Source organism: Pseudomonas sp. G7(2022) (genome assembly GCF_052660475.1).
In genome coordinates this window covers 1,664,593-1,685,385 of the sequence record NZ_CP109659.1, presented here as the reverse complement: position 1 = coordinate 1,685,385, position 20,793 = coordinate 1,664,593, and the positions used below count along the sequence as shown (strand labels likewise).

The following is a 20,793-nucleotide window of genomic DNA, read 5'->3' as shown; positions in this document are numbered from 1 at the left end:
CATTCAGGCCTCGACCATGAACGGAGCCGGATCGCCGCAACCGACGCGGACCACTTCCGGATCGTCGCCGGTCAGGTCGATTACGGTGGAGGCCTTGATGCCGCCGAAACCGCCGTCGATGATCAGGTCCACCTGATGCTCCAGCAACTGGCGCATTTCGTACGGATCACTCAGCGGGTCTTCATCGCCGGGCATGATCAGGGTCACGCTCATCAGCGGCTCGCCCAGTTCGGCAAGCAATGCCAAGGCAATCGGATGGCTCGGCACGCGTAGGCCGATGGTGCGCTTCTTCGGATGCAGCAACAGCCGCGGCACTTCACGGGTAGCGTTGAGAATGAAGGTGTAAGGCCCCGGCAAGTGGGCTTTCAGGATTCGAAAGGTCCCGGTGTCGATCTTGGCGTAATTGCCCAGCTGCGACAGATCGCTGCAGATCAGCGCGAAGTTGTGCTTTTCGTCGAGCTGACGCAGGCGTCGAACGCGCTCGATGCCGTTCTTGTCGCCGATCTGGCAGCCGATTGCGTAGGAAGAGTCCGTGGGATAGACCACCACCCCACCCTTGCGGATGATCTCGACCGCCTGTTTGATCAGGCGCGCTTGCGGGTTTTCCGGATGAATCTGGAAAAATTGACTCACATTCTCTACCTGTTCAGACGGCGGCAATAACTGTGTCATGTTTGAACCGACACCACAGGGGTGAAAGGTCCTCCGGCACCGGCCGGTACTGGCCGATCTCGGACCAGCCACCAGGGCCATGGAAATCACTGCCGGCGCTGACCAGCAGACCGAACTCACGGGCAAGAATCGCAAGGCTGCCCACCTGTTCCGCAGGCTGATGACCGTTGACCACTTCGATCGCCTGCCCGCCCGCTTGAATATAGTCTGCAATCAACTTTCGGCGCTTGCTGCGGGTGAAATCGTAGTGCCACGGATGCGCCAGGCTGACCCAGGCGCCGGCGGCGCGCAGCGTGCCGACGGTGTCTTCGAGGGTCGGCCAGTGTTGCTTGACGTCCCCCAGCTTGCCGGCGCCGAGCCATTTGCGGAACGCTTCGGCGCGATCCTTGACGAAACCTTCACGCACCATCCAGTCGGCGAAATGCGGACGGGCCGGTGCGTTACCGCTGTCGCCCAGTTCCTGCTGGATCTGCCGCGCGCCGTCGAGCGCGCCGGGCATGCCCTTGAGGGCGAGCTTGCGGCTTATTTCTTCAGACCGCAGCCAGCGGCCATCGTGCAGACTGGCGATCGCCTCGACCAACGGCGCGGCGTTGACGTCGAAACCGTAGCCCAGCACATGAATGGTCGCGCCGCCCCAGGTGCAGGACAGTTCGACGCCGTTGACCAGTTGCATGCCCAGCGCTTCGGCGGCCGTGCGCGCTTCGGCGAGGCCTTCGAGGGTGTCATGGTCGGTCAGGGCCAGGACTCGCACGCCATTTTCGAACGCACGCGCAACCAGTGCCGCAGGCGCCAGGGCGCCATCGGAGGCCGTGCTGTGGCAGTGCAAATCAACATTCACGGGGATGTGTAACCTCAAATCAGCCGGCGCTATCGCGCGCCCATATGTTTGTTATTATGCCGCCACATCCAGCTTCTGGCTCTCACTGTGAAACAATTCATCGATTTCATCCCGCTTCTGCTGTTTTTCATCGTCTACAAACTCGATCCACGCACCGTCGACGTTGCCGGCAATGAGTTGACCGTAGGCGGCATCTACAGCGCCACCGCCGTGCTGATCATCAGCTCCCTGGTGGTCTATGGCGCGCTCTTCATCAAGCAGCGCAAGCTGGAAAAGAGCCAGTGGCTGACCCTGATCGCCTGCCTCGTGTTCGGCAGTCTGACCCTGGCTTTCCACAGCGAAACCTTCCTGAAGTGGAAAGCCCCGGTGGTCAACTGGCTGTTTGCCCTGGCCTTCATCGGCAGCCATTTCATCGGTGACCGCCTGCTGATCAAGCGCATCATGGGCCACGCACTGACCCTGCCGGACGCCGTCTGGACGCGCCTGAACATCGCCTGGATCGGTTTCTTCCTGTTCTGCGGCGCCGCCAACCTGTTCGTCGCGTTCACGTTCCAGGACTACTGGGTGGACTTCAAGGTGTTCGGCAGCCTGGGCCTGACCGTGCTGTTCCTGGTCGCTCAGGGCATTTACCTGTCCCGTCACCTGCACGACGCCGATACCACAACGCCAAAAACCGAGGACTGACATGCTCTACGCCATCATTGCCACCGACGTCGCCAACTCCCTGGACGCGCGCCTCGCCGCCCGCCCCGCGCACCTTGAACGTCTGCAAGTGCTCAAGGGCGAGGGCTGCATCGTCCTGGCCGGCCCGCACCCGGCGGTCGACAGCAATGATCCGGGCGCGGCGGGTTTCACCGGCAGCCTGATCGTTGCCGAATTCGATTCCCTGAGCGCGGCACAAGCCTGGGCCGATGCCGATCCGTACATCGCCGCCGGCGTCTACGCCAACGTTGTCGTGAAGCCGTTCAAGCAAGTCCTGCCGTAGTCCTTCCCCACGCGATGAACCTTGTCGGTTCATCGCGTTCTCAATCGCTCATTATTCTCGTTTGCCGGCCGACAACCTGCCCAATATCCATTTGGTAACAGGAGTCGCGATGCGCAAGGGTCCGTTGTGTCTGATGCTGGTCACGTTGTCGATCATGGCACCCGCCCATGGTGAGGAAAGCAGCGAAAGCGGCAATTCCACGCCGTTGTCGTTAAGCGCCGGCAGCCAGATCACCGAGTTGCAGCAGCGCCTGAAGGTCAGCGAGCAGCAGCGGGAAGCACTGAGCAAACAACTGCAGGATGCCGATAGCACCCGCGAAAGCGCCCAGCTTGCCCGGTTGCGCCAGGAGAACCAGCGTCTGAAGCTGCAACTCAAGGAAGCCCAGGCCAGCCCGCTGCCGCGCCTGCTGACCGAACAGCAGCAATGGTTCGTCACCGGCGCCGGGGTAGCGCTATTGGCCCTGCTCTGCGGTATCTTTGCCAGTGGTGCAAGTCGAAAACGTCGACAATGGCTAAATTGAGTGAGTCATGAGCGAGCTGTTACTGATTGATGATGACCAGGAGCTGTGTGAGCTTCTAAGCAGTTGGCTGAGCCAGGAAGGCTTTCAGGTCCGTGCGTGTCACGACGGCCAGAGCGCCCGCAAGGCCCTGGCCGAGTCCGCCCCCGCCGCCGTGGTGCTGGACGTGATGCTGCCCGACGGCAGCGGTCTGGAACTGCTCAAGCAACTGCGCAGCGATCACGCCGATCTGCCGGTGCTGATGCTTTCGGCCCGTGGCGAGCCGCTGGACCGTATCCTCGGCCTGGAACTCGGTGCCGACGATTACCTGGCCAAACCCTGCGACCCCCGCGAGCTCACCGCCCGCCTGCGCGCCGTGCTGCGCCGCAGTCATCCGGCCGCCGTGTCGACCCAGCTCGAGCTTGGCGACTTGAGCTTCAGTCCGGTGCGCGGTGTCGTCAGCATCGACGAGAAGGAATTCACCCTCACCGTTTCCGAAAGCCGTCTGCTCGAAGCTTTACTCAAGCAGCCGGGCGAGCCGCTGGACAAACAGGAACTGGCGCAGATCGCCCTCGGCCGCAAGCTGACCCTGTACGACCGCAGCCTGGACATGCACGTCAGCAACCTGCGCAAGAAAATCGGCCCCCACGCCGACGGCCGCCCGCGCATCGTGGCCTTGCGCAGCCGTGGCTACTACTACAGCCTCTGATCGTTCGTAAGTTTTGTCAGGTCGGCGCGAAAACGTGTTTACCCAAGCTTTACACAGCGCTGACCGCCGCTGACCTTGATCTCCGTAATCTGTACTCATCCGGAACGTACCGGGAACGAGACAAAGGAGATACACCATGCGCAAGACTCTTATCGCTCTGATGTTTGCCGCTGCCCTGCCGACCGTCGCCATGGCCATGCCACCACAGGATGGCGGCCCGATGGGTGGCCCGCTGGACGGCCCGCGCCACGGCGGTCAGATGCACGGCATGCACGGCAAAGGCCCGTACAGCGAGCTGGACCTGTCCCGCGAACAGCGCGAGCAGATCCGCAAGATCATGGGCGAGCAGATGCAAGAGCGTCACCAGACGGTCGAAAAATACCTGGAGAAACTGTCGCCAGCCGACCAGAAAGCCATGAAGGACGAGATGGCGGCCAACCACAAGAAAGCCGAGTCCGATGTCCGCGCCGTGTTGAAACCGGATCAACAGAAGAAATTCGACGAGATCCAGAAGAAACAGGCTGAACGTCGCGCCGAATGGGCCGAGTTCAAAGCCTGGAAAGCGCAACAGCCGCAAAAGGCGCAATAATGTTCTGACCCGACGGTTCACGCCGTCGGGTCTTTTTTCACCCAGCCCGATGTGGGAGCGAGCCTGCTCGCGATAGCGGTGTATCAGACAAGACTGAGCTGTCTGACACTACGCTATCGCGAGCAGGCTCGCTGCCACAGGTTTTGCGCTAGTTTGAGGATTTTCTGTGCGTTCATTGTTCTGGCGTATCCTCGCCAGCTTCTGGCTGGCCATCGCTCTGGTTGCAGGGCTTTCCATTCTGCTGGGGCACATGCTCAACCAGGACGCGTGGATCCTCAGCCGCCATCCGGGCCTCAACACCCTGGCTGCCGAATGGACGCAGACCTACGAAGCCCAGGGCGAAGACGCCGCCCAGAACATCCTCGAACAGCGCAAACGCCAGTACCACATCGACGTGCAAGTGCTGAACGAAAGCGGCGACCCGGTGGTGCGCGGCACCTTCCCCCGGCGCGCGGCCGCCTTCGAGGCGCGGCAGAACAACGATGACCGACGCCTGCCCTGGCGCCGTCTGACCGACGAGTTCACCAGCGAAAAAAGCGGTGACACCTACCTCTTCATCTACCGCATCCCGCACCCGGAACTCGACGCCTGGCACCGCGAAAGCCTGCTCTGGCCGTTGAGTGCGCTGGGCATCGCGCTGGTGGTGCTGACCCTGTTCAGCCTGCTGGTGACGTTTTCCATCACTCGTCCGCTCAGTCGCCTGCGCGGTGCAGTGCATGACCTCGGCCAGACCACCTATCAACAGAACAGCCTGGCGCAACTGGCCAACCGCCGCGATGAATTCGGTGTGCTGGCCAACGACTTCAACCGCATGGGCGCACGTCTGCAAAGTCTGATCGGCAGTCAGCGCCAGTTGCTGCGCGACGTCTCCCACGAATTGCGTTCACCGCTGGCACGACTGCGCATCGCCCTGGCACTGGCCGAACGGGCCAGCCCGGAAGAGCGGGAAAAACTCTGGCCGCGCCTGACCCGTGAATGCGATCGGCTGGAAGCGTTGATCAGTGAAATTCTGGTGCTGGCACGAGTCGATGCCGACAATGCCAGCGCCGAAGCCGTGGATTTGAATGCCCTGCTGGGCACTCTGCAAAAGGATGCGCAACTGGGCTCACCCGAACAGACCGTCCGCCTGGAAGCCGACCCGGCGCTCAATCTGACAGGCTGGCCGACCATGATCGAACGCGCCGTGGACAACCTGCTGCGCAATGCCCAGCGCTTCAACCCGGTCGGGCAGCCGATTGAAATGCAGGCGTCACGTCAGGGCGAACGAATCGTGGTCAGCGTGCGGGATCATGGGCCGGGGGTGCAGGCCGAGCACTTGAGCCAGTTGGGCGAACCGTTTTATCGGGCGCCGGGGCAGACCGCTGCAGGCCATGGCCTGGGCCTGGCGATTGCCCGGCGGGCGGCGGAACGGCATGGCGGGACGCTGGTGCTGGCCAACCACCCGCAGGGCGGGTTTGTGGCCAGTCTTGAATTGCCGCTGGAACCGGGGGCGGTGGTCCAGCCCTGATTGAATCAGGCCTTTGCCGGCCAGGCGCTGACAAACTCCGCCAGATCAACCTTCTCGGCCACCCGCGGTTCTTTCTGCGGCGTACCGAGGTACAGGAAGGCAATCACTTCTTCGTCATCCGTCAGGCCCAGGCCCTTGGCGACATGTTTCGAGTAGGCCAGATCACCGGTGCGCCAAACGGCACCAATCCCCTGCGCGTAGGCCGCCAGCAGAATGCCGTGCGCCGCACAGCCTGCGGCCAGCAACTGCTCGGCCTTCGGGTATTTGACGTGATCCTGAAGTTTGGCGATGACCACGACCACCAGCGGTGCCCGCAGCGGGCCGTTGCGCGCCTTGTCGATCATCGCTTCGGTGACTTCGCCTTCCTGCATCTGCGCCGCTTCGGCCAGCAACTGACCCATCTGCTCACGCGCCGCACCTTCGACGGTCAGGAAACGATACGGCTGCAAATGGCCGTGATCCGGTGCGCGGGTCGCGGCGGCAAACAGCACTTCGCGCTGTTCGGCGGTGGGGGCCGGATCGATCAGTCGTGGAACGGAAACACGGTTGAGCAAAGCGTCGAGAGCCTGCATCGGCCACCTCCTGAAAAAAATGTCCGGCTATTCTAGCGGCAAGTGATCCGGCCGCGTCGGTTTACATGCCTTGCCCCGCAGGTAGAATGGCGCCCTTCCCACATCAGCCCGAGCGCACTTCATGGCGTTGCCGACCTTACGGATCATTGGTTTCATCATCGGCATCTTCCTCATCACCCTGGCCATCGCCATGGTCGTGCCCATGGCCACCCTGGTGATCTTCGACCACACCGGCGATCTGCCGTCGTTCCTCTGGGCGAGCATGATCACCTTCGTCGCCGGTCTGGCTCTGGTGATTCCCGGACGTCCGGAACACATTCACCTGCGGCCTCGCGACATGTACCTGCTGACCGTCACCAGTTGGCTGGTGGTGTGCATCTTCGCCGCGCTGCCGTTTCTGCTGACCCAGCACATCAGCTACACCGACTCGTTTTTCGAAAGCATGTCCGGCATCACGGCCACCGGGTCGACCGTACTCAGCGGGCTGGACACCATGTCCCCGGGCATCCTGATGTGGCGCTCGCTGCTGCACTGGCTCGGCGGCATCGGCTTTATCGGCATGGCGGTGGCGATTCTGCCGCTGCTGCGCATCGGCGGCATGCGTCTGTTCCAGACCGAATCCTCGGACCGCTCGGAAAAGGTCATGCCCCGCTCGCACATGGTGGCGCGGCTGATCGTGGCGGCGTACGTGGGCATCACCATTCTCGGCAGTCTGGCGTTCTGGTGGGCGGGGATGAGCCCGTTCGATGCGATCAACCATGCGATGTCGGCGATTTCCACCGGTGGATTCTCGACCTCCGACCAGTCCCTGGCCAAGTGGACGCAACCGGCAGTGCACTGGGTGGCCGTGGTGGTGATGATCCTCGGCAGCCTGCCGTTCACCCTGTACGTGGCGACGCTGCGCGGCAACCGCCGGGCACTGATCAAGGATCAACAGGTGCAGGGTTTGCTCGGCATGTTGCTGGTAACCTGGCTGGTGCTCGGCACCTGGTACTGGTGGACCACCAACCTGCACTGGCTGGACGCGCTGCGCCATGTGGCGCTGAACGTGACCTCGGTGGTCACCACCACCGGTTTTGCACTGGGGGATTACAGCCTGTGGGGCAACTTCTCGCTGATGCTGTTCTTCTATCTGGGCTTTGTCGGCGGCTGTTCCGGCTCGACGGCGGGCGGGATCAAGATCTTCCGTTTCCAGGTCGCCTACATCCTGCTCAAGGCCAACCTTAACCAGTTGATCCACCCGCGCGCGGTGATCAAACAGAAGTACAACGGTCATCGCCTCGACGAAGAAATCGTCCGTTCGATCCTGACCTTTTCGTTCTTCTTCGCCATCACTATCTGCGTGATCGCCCTGCTGCTGTCGCTGTTGGGCGTGGACTGGATGACCGCGCTGACCGGCGCCGCCAGCACGGTGTCCGGCGTCGGCCCGGGGCTGGGTGAAACCATCGGGCCGGCGGGCAATTTCTCCACGCTGCCCGATGCCGCCAAGTGGATCCTGTCGTTCGGCATGCTGCTCGGCCGACTGGAGATCATTACGGTGTTTGTGCTGTGTATTCCGGCGTTCTGGCGTCACTGATCGCGTTCGGCGCGTCCAGCAAACGCGCCCGGTAATCGCCGGGCGTGGTGTCGAACCAGCGGCGGAATGCGCGGAAGAAATTGCTCGGGTCGGCAAACCCCAACAGATAGGCGATTTCCAGCAGAGTCATGCTCGGCTGCGCCAGGTATTGCTCGGCGAGTTCGCGGCGGGTGTCATCCAGCAACTGCTGGAAACTGGTGCCCTCCTCCTGCAACCGCCGTTGCAAGGTGCGCTGCGACAGGTGCAGGGTCTGCGCCACCGTATCGCGCTTGGGTTCGCCCTGAGGCAACAGACGGCACAACACCTGGCGCGCCTTGTGGGTCACGCGACTTTCGGAAAACCGCGCCAGATATTCCCCGGCAAACCGGTCGTGCAGCAGCGCCATCGCCTCGTTGGCGGTGGGTAACGGCGCTTCCATGTCGGCACGCTCGAAGATCAGCGCGTCATACGGCGCGTTGAACACCAGCGGTGCATGGAAGGCTTGTTTGTAGGGCCCAGGATCATCGGGCTCGTCGCCCTGCACCAGCACTTTGCGCGGGTGCAGCGTGCGCCCGGTCAGCCAGCCGCACAGCGCCAGCGCGCAGGCCAGCGAGGCTTCGGCACTTTGCCGGGTCGGCGGCAGATGATCGCCATGCACCGTCAGAATCAACGCATAGCCTTCGTCGAGCAGGCGAAAACTCAGGTCAGCACTTTCGGCGATGATCCGCTGATACCGCACCAGTCGCTGAAAGCCTTCGGCCAAGGTGTTGCTGGACATCAGCGCGTAGCCCGCAACATGGAACGAGGCCGGTCGCACCACCTTGCCCATGTTCAGGCCGATGGCGGGATTCCCGGACAGCTCGACCGCCCGTTGCCAGAGTCGGGTCATGGAGTCCTGCGGGAAGCGCGCGTCCGGATCCTCCAGCGCCGCGTAGTCGAGCCCCAGCTGTCTGAACAAAACCCGGCAATCCAGGCCGTCCATTTCCAGTGCCTTGACAATCCCCATCGCCCAGCTTGCAGAAGTCGTTCGTTCGCTCATGGCGTTTTTTCTTGAATGACATGATGAGCCGCATACTACGGCCGATTTCCCAAGGATAGTAAAGTGGCGCCGATTGTCACTGGCCGACACCATTGATCACTCTAGACTCAAATAAGCTACCCGCCGAACAACTTGCAATCAGAACAATAACCACAGAGATCGCAGTCGTGGAAACCATCAAGCATTTCAACAGTTTCGCCGAGTTCTATCCGTATTACCTCAGCGAACACAGCAACAGCACCTGCCGCCGCCTGCACTTTATCGGGACGACGCTGGTGATCTTCATTCTCGCGATGACCATCGCCAAGGGCGCCTGGCTGCTGTTGCTCGCCCTGCCACTGGCCGGTTACAGCTTCGCCTGGATCGGCCATTTCTTTTTCGAGAAGAACCGCCCGACCACCTTCCAGCATCCGCTCTACAGCCTGCTGGGGGATTTCGTCATGTACCGCGACATGATCCTGGGCCGCGTAGCGTTCTAGAAACCTTGACCAAGAGGATTGCCGATGAATGCCACTGCCCGTTTCACTCATATGAAGGACGGCACGCAGGAAGACTGGGCGATCATCGCGGCGGATTTCAGCGCCTACGCCCGCCAATTGCCGGGCCGGATCATGGCGCATCTGAAATTGCTCGAAGGTGATTTCGGCGGGTTCCCGGTGGATCGCCTGACCCACTCGCTGCAAACCGCCACCCGCGCCTTTCGCGACGGGCGCGACGAGGAATACGTGGTCTGCGCCCTGCTCCACGATATTGGCGACACACTGGGTTCCTACAATCACCCAGACATCGCCGCCGCCATCCTCAAACCGTTCGTCAGCGCCGAGAACCTGTGGATGGTGGAAAAGCACGGGATCTTCCAGGGCTACTACTTCTTCCATCACCTGGGCATGGATCGGCACCTGCGCGAACAATTCAGCGACCACCCGCAGTTTCTGGCGACGGCGGAGTTCTGCGCGAAATACGACGCGGCGGCGTTCGACCCCGAGTACGACACCCTGCCGCTGAGCTTCTTCGAACCGATGATGGAACGGCTGTTCGCCCAGCCGAAAAACTCGATCTACAAAGCGGCGATGGAAGAGCACAACCCGGCCTGAGTCGATTTGAAAAACTCAGGCCAGTTCGGCAACCTTCGCCGCTTTCAGTTCGGCTTCCCGCGCCTGCGCATCGGCCAGGCGATACAGCTCGATCGTGCCGTCCCAGTGCTCGATCAGCGCCGTGCACGATTCCACCCAGTCACCGCAATTGAGGTAATCCACCTCGCCGACCTTGCGGATCTCGGCGTGGTGAATGTGCCCGCAGACCACGCCGTGCAATTCGCGCTTCACGCATTCGTGGGCGATAGCTTCTTCGAAGTCGCTGATGAAGCTCACCGCCGTCTTCACCTTGTGCTTGAGATAGGCTGACAGCGACCAGTAGCCGTAACCGTATTTCGCCCGCCAGTGATTGAGCCAGCGATTGAGGGTCAGGGTGAATTCGTAGGCCGAATCACCGAGGAACGCCAACCAACGGTGATAACGGGTGATCACGTCGAACTGGTCGCCGTGGATCACTAACAGATGCCGGCCATCGGCTGTGACGTGCACCGCTTCGTCGACCAACTGGATGTTGCCCAGGATCAGCTTCGAATAGCGCCGCAGGAATTCGTCATGGTTGCCGGTGACGTAGATCACCTCGGTGCCGCGCTTGCTCATGGTCAGCAAGCGGCGGATCACGTTGGTGTGCGCCTGGGGCCAGTACATGCCGCCGCGCAGTTTCCAGCCGTCGATGATGTCGCCGACCAGGTAGATCTTGTCGGCGTGGTAACCCTTGAGAAACTGCGACAGATGCTCGGCCTGGCAATCCCGCGTGCCCAGGTGCACGTCGGAGATCCACAAGGTGCGAACCCTTTGTTTACGGCTGGGTCTGGCGAGCTCGGCGCTGGTCATGGGCAACCCTCTGCGATGTTTTCGCCACTGTGCGCGAGCCCGGTTAATCCACCGTGACAGGTGTGCGTCAGTCTTGTGACAAACGCGGCGCTCTCGCGCCGGTGTAGACTGGCGGCTCGCCCGGAGACCGCCATGCAACCGATCCTGACCCTGCGCCATTACACCCACGACCTGATCGTTCACAGTCACGACCACGCGCAACTGGTGTTCGGCCTGTCCGGCGCGCTGGATTTCGAAGTCCAAGGGCAAGGCAGTCAGGTGTTGCAGCAGAGTTTCGTGGTGATCCCCGCCGGCGCGCATCATGCGTGCGGCAGCCCCAAGGGCAGCCGCTGTCTGGTGCTGGATGTGCCCGACGAGCAATGGCTGACGCGCTCACTGGGCGATCACGCCGAGGCCAGCCGCCGTCTGCTGGATAACACCGCACGCCTGTCGCTGGATGCCGGTCAAGGCCAACTGGTCAATTGGCTGGCGAACAGTCCGGTGGACGATCCGTTGATTGCACAACAGGGTGCGGTTTTGTTACTGGCGAGCCTGAACCACGCCCAACCTGCCGAAGTCTGCGCACGTCGCCTGCCCTACGCGGCACTCGATGCGCACATCGAGCAGTACGCGGCCTATCCGCTGCAGGTCGCGGACTTGGCGCGAATCGCCGGGTTATCCAGCGCCCGATTGCATGCCCGGTTCGTCGCCGAATGCGGGCAGACTCCCATGGACTACGTTCGCAGTCGACGGCTGCATAAAGCCGTCACACTGTTGCGAGAAACCACGCTACCCATCGGTGAAGTGGCCAGCCGTGTCGGCTATGGATCGCAAAGTGCCTTCTCGGCTGCCGTCCTGCGCGAGTTCAGGACCTCTCCTACACAATTGCGACGCGAGGCTGACGACAAAAATCGATAGTCTGCCGACAGACTTTTCGCCCGCTACAGGCTTCAATGTGTGCCTGAAATGGTGTTTGAAAAAAGGACTGCAATGACTCCCCGTACCGCCCTCGGCGCCCTGCATATTGGCGCATTGATGTTCGGCCTGACCGGCGTCTTCGGCAAACTCGCCGCCGCAACCCCGGCGGTCATCGTCTTTGGACGGGCCGCCTTTGCCGTTCTCGCGCTGGCGTTTTTCGCCCGCTTCGCCAGTCAGCACGGCTGGCAAAAACTGCAAGCCACGGACTGGCGCCGACTGGCTTTGAGCGGTGTATTGCTGGCGGGTCACTGGGTGAGTTTCTTCATTGCCGTGAAGGTGGCCGGTGTCGCAGTAGCCACCCTCGGTTTCGCCAGCTTCCCGGCTTTCACGGTGATTCTCGAAGGGCTGATTTTCCGCGAACGTATCCGCGCCAACGAAATCATTCTGGTGGCACTGGTCAGTGTCGGCCTGGTGCTGGTGACCCCGGCGTTCGATCTGGCCAGCGGCGCGACCACCGGGCTGCTCTGGGCGATCCTGTCCGGTCTGCTGTTTTCCCTGCTGTCGCTGACCAACCGTGCCAGCTCCGGCCGCATTCCGGCGGTGCAGGCTGCGCTGTGTCAGAACGTGGTAGTGGCGCTGTGTCTGCTGCCGGTGGCGGCGCCGCAACTGAGTGAAGTGCGCACCATCGATTGGCTGTGGATCGGTTTGCTCGGGGTGTTCTGCACCGGCGTCGCCCACAGCTTGTTCGTTGCCAGTCTCGCCGTGATCAAGGCGCGCACCGCGGCGGTGGTGTTTGCCATGGAGCCGGTGTACGGGATTACCGTCGCGTGGTTGCTGTTCGATGAAAACCCGACACTGCGCATGTTGATCGGTGGCGCGCTGATCATCGTCGCTATCGTGGTGTCGAGCCGGATGTCAGGCAACAGCGACAAGAAAACCGTCACCGCCGAAGCCGCGTCTCACTGAGTACGGTCGTTGTGCCCGAGGTCACGCTCAGGGTCGATCTGGTCACGCACTCGCTGCTTGAGCACCTTGGCCTCGGGAAAGCCACCGTCTGCCTTGCGCTCCCAGATCTGCACATCGTTGCAACTGATGTGAAAGATACCGCCGGTGCCCGGTACCAGTGACACCTTGCCAAGATCGTCGCCAAAGGTGCTGAGCAGTTCTTGCGCCAGCCATGCGGCGCGCAACAGCCACTGGCATTGCGTGCAATAGGTGATGACGATTTCCGGTTTTGCTACGGTCATGATCGCTGAAACTCCTGAGCCAGAGGGCGCCGCTATAATAGCCGGCTTTAACGCTCGCCCCGAGACTCACAATGCGTCGTCTGCTGATCTGCCTTTTGCTTGGTTTCCTCCCGCTGTTCGTCCATGCCAGTGAAGCGCCACGGCCAAAAGTCGGCCTCGTGTTGTCGGGTGGTGCGGCCCGTGGGCTGGCGCACATCGGCGTACTCAAGGCATTGGAAGAACAAGGCATCAAGATCGATGCGATTGCCGGCACCAGCATGGGTGCGGTAGTCGGTGGGCTGTACGCCTCGGGCTACAAGATCGACGAACTGGAAAATCTCGCCCTGAACATCGACTGGCAGCAGGCCCTGTCCGATGCCCCGCCCCGTGAAGACGTGCCGTTCCGGCGCAAACAGGACGACCGCGATTTTCTGGTGAAGCAGAAACTGAGCTTTCGCGATGACGGCAGCCTCGGCCTGCCATTGGGCGTGATTCAGGGGCAAAACCTGGCGCTGCTGTTGGAAAGTCTGCTGGCGCACACCAGTGACACCCGTGATTTCGACAAATTGCCAATCCCGTTCCGCGCCGTGGCCACCGACATCGCCAACGGCGAAAAAGTGGTGTTTCGCAAAGGCCATCTACCCCAGGTGATCCGTGCCAGCATGTCGATTCCGGCGGTATTCGCTCCGGTCGAACTCGATGGCCGGTTGCTGGTGGACGGCGGCATGACCGACAACATTCCCCTCGATGTCGCCAGGGAAATGGGCGTCGACGTGGCCATCGTGGTCGACATCGGTACTCCACTGCGCAATCGCAAGCAACTGACCACCGTAGTCGATGTGCTGAACCAGTCGATCACCCTGATGACCCGGCGCAACTCCGAAGAACAACTGGCGGCGCTGCACCCGGACGACGTGCTGATCCAGCCGCCGCTGGCCAGTTTCGGCGTCACCGATTTCGGTCGTGCCGAGGAAATGATCGACGCGGGTTACCGTGCCACCAAAGCCCTCGACGCCCGCCTCGCCCGATTGAAGCCTGCGGTGTCGCAGGATGCCGAGCTCAATGCCGCCCGAGCTCCGGGCCAGCGCACGCCGATCATTACCGCGATCAGGGTCGAGAACGACTCGAAAGTCGGTGACGAAGTGATCCGTTACTACATCCGCCAGCCGATCGGCGAGCCGCTGGACCTTGGGCGCCTGCACTCGGACATGGGCACCCTGTACGGCCTGGATTACTTCGAACAGGTGCAGTACCGCGTGGTGCACAAGGGCCAGGAACACACATTGGTGATCAGCGCCCGGGGCAAGCGCAGCGGCACCGATTACTTGCGGGTCGGTTTGAACCTGTCGGACGACATGCGCGGTGACAGCGCCTTCAACCTCGGCGCCAGCTACCGAATGAACGGCATCAACCGCCTCGGTGCCGAGTGGCTGACCCGGGCGCAGATCGGCGACAAGCAGGAGCTCTATACCGAGTTCTATCAGCCACTGGATGTCGGCTCACGCTACTTCGTCGCGCCGTATGCGGCGTTCGAAGCGCAGAACGTCGACTCGGTGCTCGACAACGATCCGATCGCCCAATATCGGGTGGAGCGCTACGGTTTGGGTCTCAACGTCGGCCGCCAGATCGGCAACAACGGTGAAATCCGCTTCGGCGTCGGTGAGGCCTGGGGTAAGGCGGACGTACGGATCGGCGATCAGAACCTGCCGAGCGAACACTTCAACGAAGGCTTCTATGCGCTGAAATATTCGTTCGACTCACTGGATAACGTTTACTTCCCCCACGACGGCAAGGACGTCAGCCTGACCCTGATGCAATTCGAACCGAGCCTGGGTTCCGACACGCGCTACCGACAGTGGGAATTCAAACTGGACAAAGCCATGAGCAGCGGCCCGAACACGCTGATTCTGGGCGGGCGTTACGGCCGCACACTGGACGACGCCAACGTGGTGACATCGAGCTTCCTGCTCGGCGGCGCCCGACAGCTGTCCGGTTTCCGCGAAGATGCCATCTCCGGGCAGAACGTCAGTCTGATGCGGGCGGTGTTTTACCGCCGTCTGACACCCCGCGCTTATCTGCCGCTGGATTTCCCGTTGTATGCCGGCGGGTCGCTTGAGCGCGGACGGGCCTGGAACAACGACAACGAGTTCGACAGCGGCTACATCAATGCGGCCAGCGTGTTCATCGGTTTTGATACTCCGCTGGGGCCGCTGAATTTCAGCTATGGCCTCAATGATGCCAATGAACAGGCGGTTTATCTGAATCTGGGGCAGACCTTCTGAGCCGGATCAGCGAATCCCGGCCAACAGGGTTCGGGCCGTTTGCCTGAGCGGCTCATCGGCCTCTTTCAGCAGCTCATTGAGCAAGGCGATCGCACTGTCGAGGTCGCCATCATCGATGCAGGTCTGGGCCCGTTCGAGCTTGCCGGCGCTGACGGCCTGAGCGGGATCCGGCTCGGGCTCCGCGGCTTGCAGATCAAGCGGTTCCAGCGCCAGTGACTGGCCGGGATCGCCAAATTCGTTGAGAAAATCGTCGTCTATCGGCTGCACATCCGGCTCGGCGATCCACTCCAGCTCTGTCGTTTCAACGTCATCGCTGGTGGTTTGCGGCAAGTCGAAATCCTGCGGCAAGACTTGCAGGCTCGAGCCAAGTGCCGAGGGCGCCGAGGACAGCGGGTCCGTTGCCGAGCGACTGTCTTCCAGATCCCAGCTGGCATCCATCGACAGTTGCTCCAGATTCAGCTCGAAATCATCTTCGGCCAGCGGAGTTATGGGGGCAGCTTGCTCAACGGGTAACGCGGCAATGACCGGGGCCGCCGCAGCCAACGGTTCAGTCCTGGCCAGTTTCGGATATCGGACGCGAATCTCGTGCAACCGCGGGTCCTCGACACCGAGCTGGCGCAAGTGGTTTTCCTGTTCGTCATACGCCGCCTGATCGCCCTGCCGTCCCAGCACCTCGAGCAACTGCACACCGAGATCGATGCGCTCCGGTTCTTTTTTCAGCGCGTCGCGCAGCAAGCCGAGCGCCTCGCCCAGTCGTCCATAGGCCAGATAAATACCCACGGCCTCCAGCACATCGCCGGTTGCCTGCTCGTCCCGATGCTCCACGGCACCATGGGCTGCATGAGGACGAGCTTTCTCGCTGTCATTGAGTTCTGGCTCGCTACGCTGCGGCAGCACGCGTACTGGCCCTTCCGGAATTTCTGCCGGCTGACGTCGGCGGCGCAGGATCAGCCCTGCCACCAGCCCTCCCAGCAACAGCAGCAATCCACCGAGCAATGGCCAACTGACGGAGTCGTCTTGAGCCTCCGCCGGCGCAGCGACCGGAACCGAGGCAGGCGCCGCCGGGGCTGCGGGTGCCGGAGGCGCCTGTTGAGCCGCTGCCAGACGCGTCTGCAGATCGGCCAACTGCTTCTTGCCATCGGCGATCTGCACGTCTTGCGCCTGAAGCTTCAGGTTCAGCTCATCGATGGTTTTCTGCAGTTGCTGGTTCAGCAGCACACTGGCCGCCAGCTGTTCCGCTTGCGCGTCGCTGGCCGCAGTCGTTTGAGGCGCCGGCGCTACCGGTACTGCAGCAGGCTTGCTCCGGGTAGTGGCAGCGGGCGCCTCGGGCGTTGGAAACTCCGAAGATTGCGCATGGACATCAGGTTCGTCGGTGGCCGGCACGATGCCCGGCGAGCCCGGCGGATCGATCAGCACCGTGTATTCGCGCAACACATGGCCGTTGGGCTGATTGAGCTGCACCAGGAAATTCAGGAAAGGTTCGTTGACCGGTTTGGTCGATGTCACCCGGATCAGGTTGCGATTGCCATGCAGGATCGGGGTGAACTTGAGGTCGTTGAGAAAGAACACCCGTTCGACCCCGGCACGGCCGAATTCGTCCGCCGAGGCCAGGCTGGCCGAGAGCTCGCCTGCGCTGAGCCCTGCGGCGTCCACCAGGGCGATATCGGCCTTGAGCGGTTGATTGAGCGCTGAATGCACGGTGATATCACCGAGACCCAGCGCCAGTGATGCCGTGGACCAGGTGAGAACACCGGCCACCAGCAGCGAATGGGCGCAACGCAGTACTACGTGCCGACTGTCGAGCATGAGCATCCCTTAAATAAGCAAAACCGACTTCTATGGGTTCGCACATCCGGTACGAACACGATATTGCCCAGTAGTTCTTATAGTCTGCCCAGCACGATCCCTCAAAAAAACGGCACGTCGTTGTGCCTCAAGATTTTTCCAGGTTGGCCAGAATGTGCCCGTGAACCCGCATGCACACCTTCATGTCAGCCTCATCGATGCCCTCGAACAACTCCTTGCGCAGTTGCGTGGCGATGGTTTCGATCTGCTCGATCAGCGGGCGGGCCGGAGCACACAGCACAATTTTCTTTGCCCGACGGTCTTCCATCACGGACTGGCGTTGCACCAGGCCCTGGCTTTCCAGACTATCGAGCAGGCGGGCAAGGGTCGGCCCTTCGACGCCGACGCTTTGCGCCAGCTCCCGTTGGGTCGGCGCCTCTTCGAAACGCGCCAGATGCAGCAGCACCAGCCAGCGTGCCTGGGACAACCCCAGGCCGGCCAGCCGGCGATCCAGTTCGGCACGCCAGCCACGGGACATCTGGGCCAGTTGCATGCCAAAGCGGTGTTGATCGGTTAACGGCATAAAACACTCATGGTTAGGCTGAAGAAATAGAGAAAAACTAATTATTAGTCAGCTAAGCATGACATTTGGCTATAGGCAAGAGCCGCCCTGTACTGAATCGTTACATCTGTATAACGGTTTGTGTAAGCCCAGGCTCACATTTCGAATTCCGATTGCAACGCAGCCCTTACACAATACAGCACACCTTCCGGTACACGACCGGCAAACAGCTCCGCCACTTCGGCGACCGACGGTAACTCGCCTTCGCCGTCGAGGAACGCATCCTGAACTTCGCCCATCAGGTCTTCCGGCAGATCCAGCGCCTGTTCCAGCGACAGCTGCTGCTTGCCGATGGCTTCGGCGAGCATGGTGTAGACGTTCTTTTCCGAGCACTGCAACTGACCGGAGATCTGCAACGGCGTCATTCCGGCGCGGGCCAGGGTGATCAGTTCGTGGCGCACGTCGGCCACCACTTTCGGCGCCTCGGCCTCGCCGCCGAGCACTTCGAGGAAGGCCTCGCCGTAACGCTCCAGCTTGCGCGCACCGACGCCGCTGACCCGGGCCATGTCCGCCAGCGAGGTCGGCTGGCTGCGGAGCATTTCCAGCAGGGTCGAGTCGGGGAAGATGACGTATGGCGGCACACCGTGTTCTTCCGCCAGTTTGCGCCGCAGGGCGCGCAAGGCTTCCCACTGTTCGCGCTCTTCGCCACGCACCAGTTGACTGGCCTGGCTCTTGCTGCCGCTCTTGGCGGTGATTTGTGGTTTGAGGTCGCGGCGCAGTTCAAGGGTCACTTCGCCCTTGAGCAAAGGCCGGCAGGTATCGCTCAATCGCAGGCCGCCATAGCCTTCATGATCGACATCCGCCAGACCACGGGCCACCAACTGGCGGAACAGCGAGCGCCATTCGCTCTCATTCAGCGCCTTGCCGACGCCGTACACCGACAGGTGCTGGTGGCCGAAGCTGCGGACCTTTTCGTTGTCCTTGCCCAGCAGCACGTCCACCAGATGGCCGACGCCGTAACGCTGGCCGGTGCGATAGATCGCCGACAGCGCCTGACGCGCAGGCTCGGTGGCGTCCCAGGTCTGCACGCCGTCGATGCAGTTGTCGCAGTGGCCGCACGGCTCGGGCATGTCTTCGTCGAAGTACGCCAGCAACGCCTGCCGGCGGCAGCGGGTTTCTTCGCAGAGCGAGAGCATGGCGTCGAGCTTGTGCTGCTCCAGACGTTTGTGGCGCTCGTCGCCCTCGGAGTTCTGCAGCATCTGCTTGAGCATCACCACGTCTTGCAGCCCGTAGGCCATCCACGCGTCCGCCGGCAGACCGTCGCGGCCACCGCGTCCGGTTTCCTGGTAATAGGCTTCAAGGGATTTCGGCAGGTCGAGGTGAGCGACGAAACGCACGTTGGGCTTGTCGATGCCCATGCCGAACGCCACGGTGGCGACCATGATCAGACCTTCCTCGTTGAGGAAGCGCTTCTGGTGATAGGCGCGCAGATCGTTGGGCAGACCGGCGTGATACGGCAGCGCCGGGAAACCCTGCTCGGTGAGAAACGCGGCCACCTCCTCCACCTTCTTGCGCGACAGGCAGTAGACGATGCCGGCGTCACTGCGCCGCTCGGCAAGGAACGCCAGCAACTGCTTGCGCGGCTGCTCCTTGGGCACGATGCGGTAGAAGATGTTCGGCCGGTCGAAGCTCGAGAGAAAACGTTCGGCGTTCTGCAAATGCAGACGTGTAACGATTTCTTCGCGGGTACGCTTGTCGGCGGTGGCGGTCAGGGCGATGCGCGGCACGTCGGGGAACATTTCCGCCAACTGCCCCAGTTGCAGATATTCAGGGCGGAAGTCATGGCCCCATTGCGACACGCAGTGCGCTTCGTCGATGGCGAACAGGGCGATGTTCAAGCCTTGCAGGAACGACAGCATGCGCGGCTGCACCAGACGCTCGGGCGCCAGATACAGCATCTTCACTTCGCCGCGCTTGATCCGGTTGGCGAGGTCGCGCTGTTGTTCGGCGCTTAATGTGGAGTTCAACGCGGCGGCCGCCACGCCCAGCTCTTCGAGGGTGGCGACCTGATCGTCCATCAGCGCGATCAGCGGCGACACCACCACCGCCAGGCCGTCGCGCAGCAGCGCCGGCACCTGGAAGCACAGGGACTTGCCGCCGCCGGTCGGCATCAGGACAAGGGCATCACCGCCACTGGCCACGCGCTCAATGATTGCACCCTGACGGCCACGGAAACTGTCGTAGCCGAAGATGTCCTTGAGGACGCGTTGAGCCTGTTCGAGCATAAAAACTCCAAAAATCTACCGAAACATCCCTGCACAGGCTGGTTCAAGTCAGCCGAGGCTGCTTTAAACAAAACGTAAGGGCGCATTGCATGACGCCGTACAGATTCAGCCGCGACACCGGCAGGGATCGCAAAGCGCGGCAGTATACCCGAGCCCTCCCCGGCAAAGGGCACCGCCGATAAGAAGCTTGTGCGGGCAAATCTGCCGTGCGGCTGGCTTGAGGGCTCAAGAAGGCCTAGAATTCCCGCATTGTTTATTCCCCCAAGGTAGCCCTTTAATGTCCTTCGCCGAGCAACTAACCCGCCTGCAAGTCTTCCTCGACGCCGACGAGCTGCATGAAGAGGCGCTGGACTACGTGGCCGCTCACGGTTACCTGACTGCGCTGTCGATCTGCGCTGACGTGGTCCCCGATCGTGAGTGGATCGACGCCCTGTTCGCCGAAGAGCCGCATTACAGCAGTGAAGCCCAGCGCGAAGAGATCGAAGCCACACTGATCGGCCTCAAGGCCCACATCGCCCGCCAACTGGCCTCCGATGAAGAATTCGAGCTGCCCTGCGATCTGGACCTGGGCGACGACCCGGACGATTCCGAACTGCGCGGCTGGTGCATCGGCTTCATGGAAGGCGTGTTCCTGCGCGAAGCGGCCTGGTTCGAAACCGCCGAAGAAGAAGTCAGCGAAATGCTCCTGCCGATCATGGTCGGTTCGGGCCTGTTCGACGAACAGCCCGAGTTCGAAGACATCGCCAAGGATGCCAACCTGATGGACGACATGATCGTGCAGATCCCGGAAGCCCTGACCGCACTGTACCTGCTGTGCCAGGCGCCCGACGAAAAACCGGCGATCCTCAAGCCACGTCACCACTAAGATC

The 20,793-nt window shown here is 61.8% G+C and carries 22 protein-coding genes; 13 read left to right on the top strand and 9 right to left on the bottom strand.

Annotated features, from left to right (window positions below):
* Positions 1–3 precede the first annotated feature (3 nt).
* On the bottom strand, positions 4–633 hold the full coding sequence (locus tag NE357_RS07600) for an L-threonylcarbamoyladenylate synthase (RefSeq protein ID WP_096822250.1): 630 nt from the start codon (positions 631–633) through the stop codon (positions 4–6).
* Positions 634–646: 13 nt separating this feature from the next.
* Positions 647–1,510 (bottom strand): PHP domain-containing protein, encoded by an 864-nt coding sequence (locus tag NE357_RS07595; protein ID WP_169429364.1) that lies wholly within the window; start codon positions 1,508–1,510, stop codon positions 647–649.
* A gap of 87 nt (positions 1,511–1,597) precedes the next feature.
* Between NE357_RS07595 and NE357_RS07590 the strand changes: the two genes are divergently transcribed.
* The 6 genes from NE357_RS07590 (at position 1,598) to NE357_RS07565 (ending at position 5,796) form a co-directional block, all read left to right on the top strand.
* Positions 1,598–2,194 (top strand): septation protein A, encoded by a 597-nt coding sequence (locus tag NE357_RS07590; protein WP_169429363.1) that lies wholly within the window; start codon positions 1,598–1,600, stop codon positions 2,192–2,194.
* A 1-nt stretch (position 2,195) separates the two neighbouring features.
* Positions 2,196–2,495, top strand: a complete 300-nt coding sequence (locus NE357_RS07585; protein WP_169429362.1) for a YciI family protein — start codon at positions 2,196–2,198, stop codon at positions 2,493–2,495.
* 109 nt (positions 2,496–2,604) lie between these two features.
* Positions 2,605–3,015 (top strand): translation initiation factor 2, encoded by a 411-nt coding sequence (locus NE357_RS07580; protein WP_169429361.1) that lies wholly within the window; start codon positions 2,605–2,607, stop codon positions 3,013–3,015.
* Between the two features lie 7 nt (positions 3,016–3,022).
* A complete protein-coding gene (locus NE357_RS07575; protein WP_169429360.1) occupies positions 3,023–3,700 on the top strand; it encodes a response regulator transcription factor in 678 nt (225 codons plus the stop codon).
* Between the two features lie 136 nt (positions 3,701–3,836).
* Positions 3,837–4,289, top strand: a complete 453-nt coding sequence (locus tag NE357_RS07570; RefSeq protein ID WP_169429359.1) for a Spy/CpxP family protein refolding chaperone — start codon at positions 3,837–3,839, stop codon at positions 4,287–4,289.
* A 166-nt stretch (positions 4,290–4,455) separates the two neighbouring features.
* Positions 4,456–5,796, top strand: a complete 1,341-nt coding sequence (locus tag NE357_RS07565) for a sensor histidine kinase (protein WP_169429358.1) — start codon at positions 4,456–4,458, stop codon at positions 5,794–5,796.
* 5 nt (positions 5,797–5,801) lie between these two features.
* Here NE357_RS07565 and NE357_RS07560 read toward each other — a convergent pair whose 3' ends face one another.
* Complete coding sequence (locus NE357_RS07560; protein WP_169429357.1) at positions 5,802–6,368, bottom strand: nitroreductase family protein; 567 nt, start codon at positions 6,366–6,368, stop codon at positions 5,802–5,804.
* A gap of 121 nt (positions 6,369–6,489) precedes the next feature.
* Between NE357_RS07560 and NE357_RS07555 the strand changes: the two genes are divergently transcribed.
* Positions 6,490–7,944: a TrkH family potassium uptake protein gene (locus NE357_RS07555; protein WP_169429356.1), complete on the top strand. Its 1,455-nt coding sequence runs from the start codon at positions 6,490–6,492 to the stop codon at positions 7,942–7,944.
* On the opposite strand, the gene NE357_RS07550 is transcribed toward NE357_RS07555, so the two are convergent.
* Positions 7,901–8,962, bottom strand: coding sequence for an AraC family transcriptional regulator (locus NE357_RS07550; RefSeq protein WP_207866370.1), 1,062 nt, complete (start codon positions 8,960–8,962; stop codon positions 7,901–7,903). The two genes, NE357_RS07555 and NE357_RS07550, sit on opposite strands and share 44 nt — an antisense overlap.
* 167 nt (positions 8,963–9,129) lie before the next feature.
* On the opposite strand from NE357_RS07550, the gene NE357_RS07545 reads away from it, so the two are divergent.
* Together NE357_RS07545 and NE357_RS07540 are read left to right on the top strand one after the other, a co-directional pair.
* A complete protein-coding gene (locus NE357_RS07545; RefSeq protein WP_169429355.1) occupies positions 9,130–9,441 on the top strand; it encodes a DUF962 domain-containing protein in 312 nt (103 codons plus the stop codon).
* Positions 9,442–9,465: 24 nt separating this feature from the next.
* A complete protein-coding gene (locus tag NE357_RS07540) occupies positions 9,466–10,056 on the top strand; it encodes an HD domain-containing protein (protein ID WP_169429354.1) in 591 nt (196 codons plus the stop codon).
* Between the two features lie 15 nt (positions 10,057–10,071).
* On the opposite strand, the gene NE357_RS07535 is transcribed toward NE357_RS07540, so the two are convergent.
* Positions 10,072–10,887 (bottom strand): UDP-2,3-diacylglucosamine diphosphatase, encoded by an 816-nt coding sequence (locus NE357_RS07535; protein ID WP_007958385.1) that lies wholly within the window; start codon positions 10,885–10,887, stop codon positions 10,072–10,074.
* 132 nt (positions 10,888–11,019) lie between these two features.
* Between NE357_RS07535 and NE357_RS07530 the strand changes: the two genes are divergently transcribed.
* Both NE357_RS07530 and NE357_RS07525 read left to right on the top strand, forming a co-directional pair.
* Positions 11,020–11,784 carry an AraC family transcriptional regulator gene (locus NE357_RS07530; protein ID WP_169429353.1) on the top strand — a complete coding sequence of 255 codons (765 nt, stop codon included), beginning with the start codon at positions 11,020–11,022 and terminating at the stop codon, positions 11,782–11,784.
* A 72-nt stretch (positions 11,785–11,856) separates the two neighbouring features.
* On the top strand, positions 11,857–12,750 hold the full coding sequence (locus tag NE357_RS07525; RefSeq protein WP_169429352.1) for a DMT family transporter: 894 nt from the start codon (positions 11,857–11,859) through the stop codon (positions 12,748–12,750).
* Here NE357_RS07525 and NE357_RS07520 read toward each other — a convergent pair.
* Positions 12,744–13,031, bottom strand: coding sequence for a SelT/SelW/SelH family protein (locus NE357_RS07520; RefSeq protein WP_169429351.1), 288 nt, complete (start codon positions 13,029–13,031; stop codon positions 12,744–12,746). The two genes, NE357_RS07525 and NE357_RS07520, sit on opposite strands and share 7 nt — an antisense overlap.
* A 71-nt stretch (positions 13,032–13,102) precedes the next feature.
* Here NE357_RS07520 and NE357_RS07515 point away from each other — a divergent pair, with 71 nt between their 5' ends.
* Positions 13,103–15,292, top strand: coding sequence for a patatin-like phospholipase family protein (locus NE357_RS07515; protein WP_169429350.1), 2,190 nt, complete (start codon positions 13,103–13,105; stop codon positions 15,290–15,292).
* A gap of 6 nt (positions 15,293–15,298) precedes the next feature.
* Here NE357_RS07515 and NE357_RS07510 read toward each other — a convergent pair whose 3' ends face one another.
* The 3 genes from NE357_RS07510 to recQ all read right to left on the bottom strand — a co-directional run bounded on the left by NE357_RS07510 (position 15,299) and on the right by recQ (position 19,924).
* Entirely contained in the window at positions 15,299–17,098 is a 1,800-nt protein-coding gene (locus tag NE357_RS07510) for a FimV/HubP family polar landmark protein (RefSeq protein ID WP_169429349.1), read from the bottom strand.
* Between the two features lie 127 nt (positions 17,099–17,225).
* Positions 17,226–17,660 carry a MarR family transcriptional regulator gene (locus NE357_RS07505; protein ID WP_065260957.1) on the bottom strand — a complete coding sequence of 145 codons (435 nt, stop codon included), beginning with the start codon at positions 17,658–17,660 and terminating at the stop codon, positions 17,226–17,228.
* Between the two features lie 134 nt (positions 17,661–17,794).
* Positions 17,795–19,924 (bottom strand): DNA helicase RecQ, encoded by a 2,130-nt coding sequence (gene recQ / locus NE357_RS07500; RefSeq protein WP_169429348.1) that lies wholly within the window; start codon positions 19,922–19,924, stop codon positions 17,795–17,797.
* 277 nt (positions 19,925–20,201) lie between these two features.
* On the opposite strand from recQ, the gene NE357_RS07495 reads away from it, so the two are divergent.
* Entirely contained in the window at positions 20,202–20,789 is a 588-nt protein-coding gene (locus tag NE357_RS07495) for a UPF0149 family protein (protein WP_169429347.1), read from the top strand.
* Positions 20,790–20,793 lie beyond the last annotated feature (4 nt).

Bases quoted from the DNA above. Each gene is read 5' to 3' on its own strand.
- NE357_RS07505 (WP_065260957.1), bottom strand. From the start codon at position 17,660: ATGCCGTTAACCGATCAACACCGCTTTGGCATGCAACTGGCCCAGATG.
- NE357_RS07510 (WP_169429349.1), bottom strand. From the start codon at position 17,098: ATGCTCGACAGTCGGCACGTAGTACTGCGTTGCGCCCATTCGCTGCTG.
- NE357_RS07525 (WP_169429352.1), top strand. From the start codon at position 11,857: ATGACTCCCCGTACCGCCCTCGGCGCCCTGCATATTGGCGCATTGATG.
- NE357_RS07580 (WP_169429361.1), top strand. From the start codon at position 2,605: ATGCGCAAGGGTCCGTTGTGTCTGATGCTGGTCACGTTGTCGATCATG.
- NE357_RS07550 (WP_207866370.1), bottom strand. From the start codon at position 8,962: ATGAGCGAACGAACGACTTCTGCAAGCTGGGCGATGGGGATTGTCAAG.
- NE357_RS07575 (WP_169429360.1), top strand. From the start codon at position 3,023: ATGAGCGAGCTGTTACTGATTGATGATGACCAGGAGCTGTGTGAGCTT.
- NE357_RS07570 (WP_169429359.1), top strand. From the start codon at position 3,837: ATGCGCAAGACTCTTATCGCTCTGATGTTTGCCGCTGCCCTGCCGACC.
- NE357_RS07515 (WP_169429350.1), top strand. From the start codon at position 13,103: ATGCGTCGTCTGCTGATCTGCCTTTTGCTTGGTTTCCTCCCGCTGTTC.
- NE357_RS07530 (WP_169429353.1), top strand. From the start codon at position 11,020: ATGCAACCGATCCTGACCCTGCGCCATTACACCCACGACCTGATCGTT.
- NE357_RS07585 (WP_169429362.1), top strand. From the start codon at position 2,196: ATGCTCTACGCCATCATTGCCACCGACGTCGCCAACTCCCTGGACGCG.
- NE357_RS07520 (WP_169429351.1), bottom strand. From the start codon at position 13,031: ATGACCGTAGCAAAACCGGAAATCGTCATCACCTATTGCACGCAATGC.
- recQ (WP_169429348.1), bottom strand. From the start codon at position 19,924: ATGCTCGAACAGGCTCAACGCGTCCTCAAGGACATCTTCGGCTACGAC.
- NE357_RS07540 (WP_169429354.1), top strand. From the start codon at position 9,466: ATGAATGCCACTGCCCGTTTCACTCATATGAAGGACGGCACGCAGGAA.
- NE357_RS07560 (WP_169429357.1), bottom strand. From the start codon at position 6,368: ATGCAGGCTCTCGACGCTTTGCTCAACCGTGTTTCCGTTCCACGACTG.
- NE357_RS07495 (WP_169429347.1), top strand. From the start codon at position 20,202: ATGTCCTTCGCCGAGCAACTAACCCGCCTGCAAGTCTTCCTCGACGCC.
- NE357_RS07555 (WP_169429356.1), top strand. From the start codon at position 6,490: ATGGCGTTGCCGACCTTACGGATCATTGGTTTCATCATCGGCATCTTC.
- NE357_RS07535 (WP_007958385.1), bottom strand. From the start codon at position 10,887: ATGACCAGCGCCGAGCTCGCCAGACCCAGCCGTAAACAAAGGGTTCGC.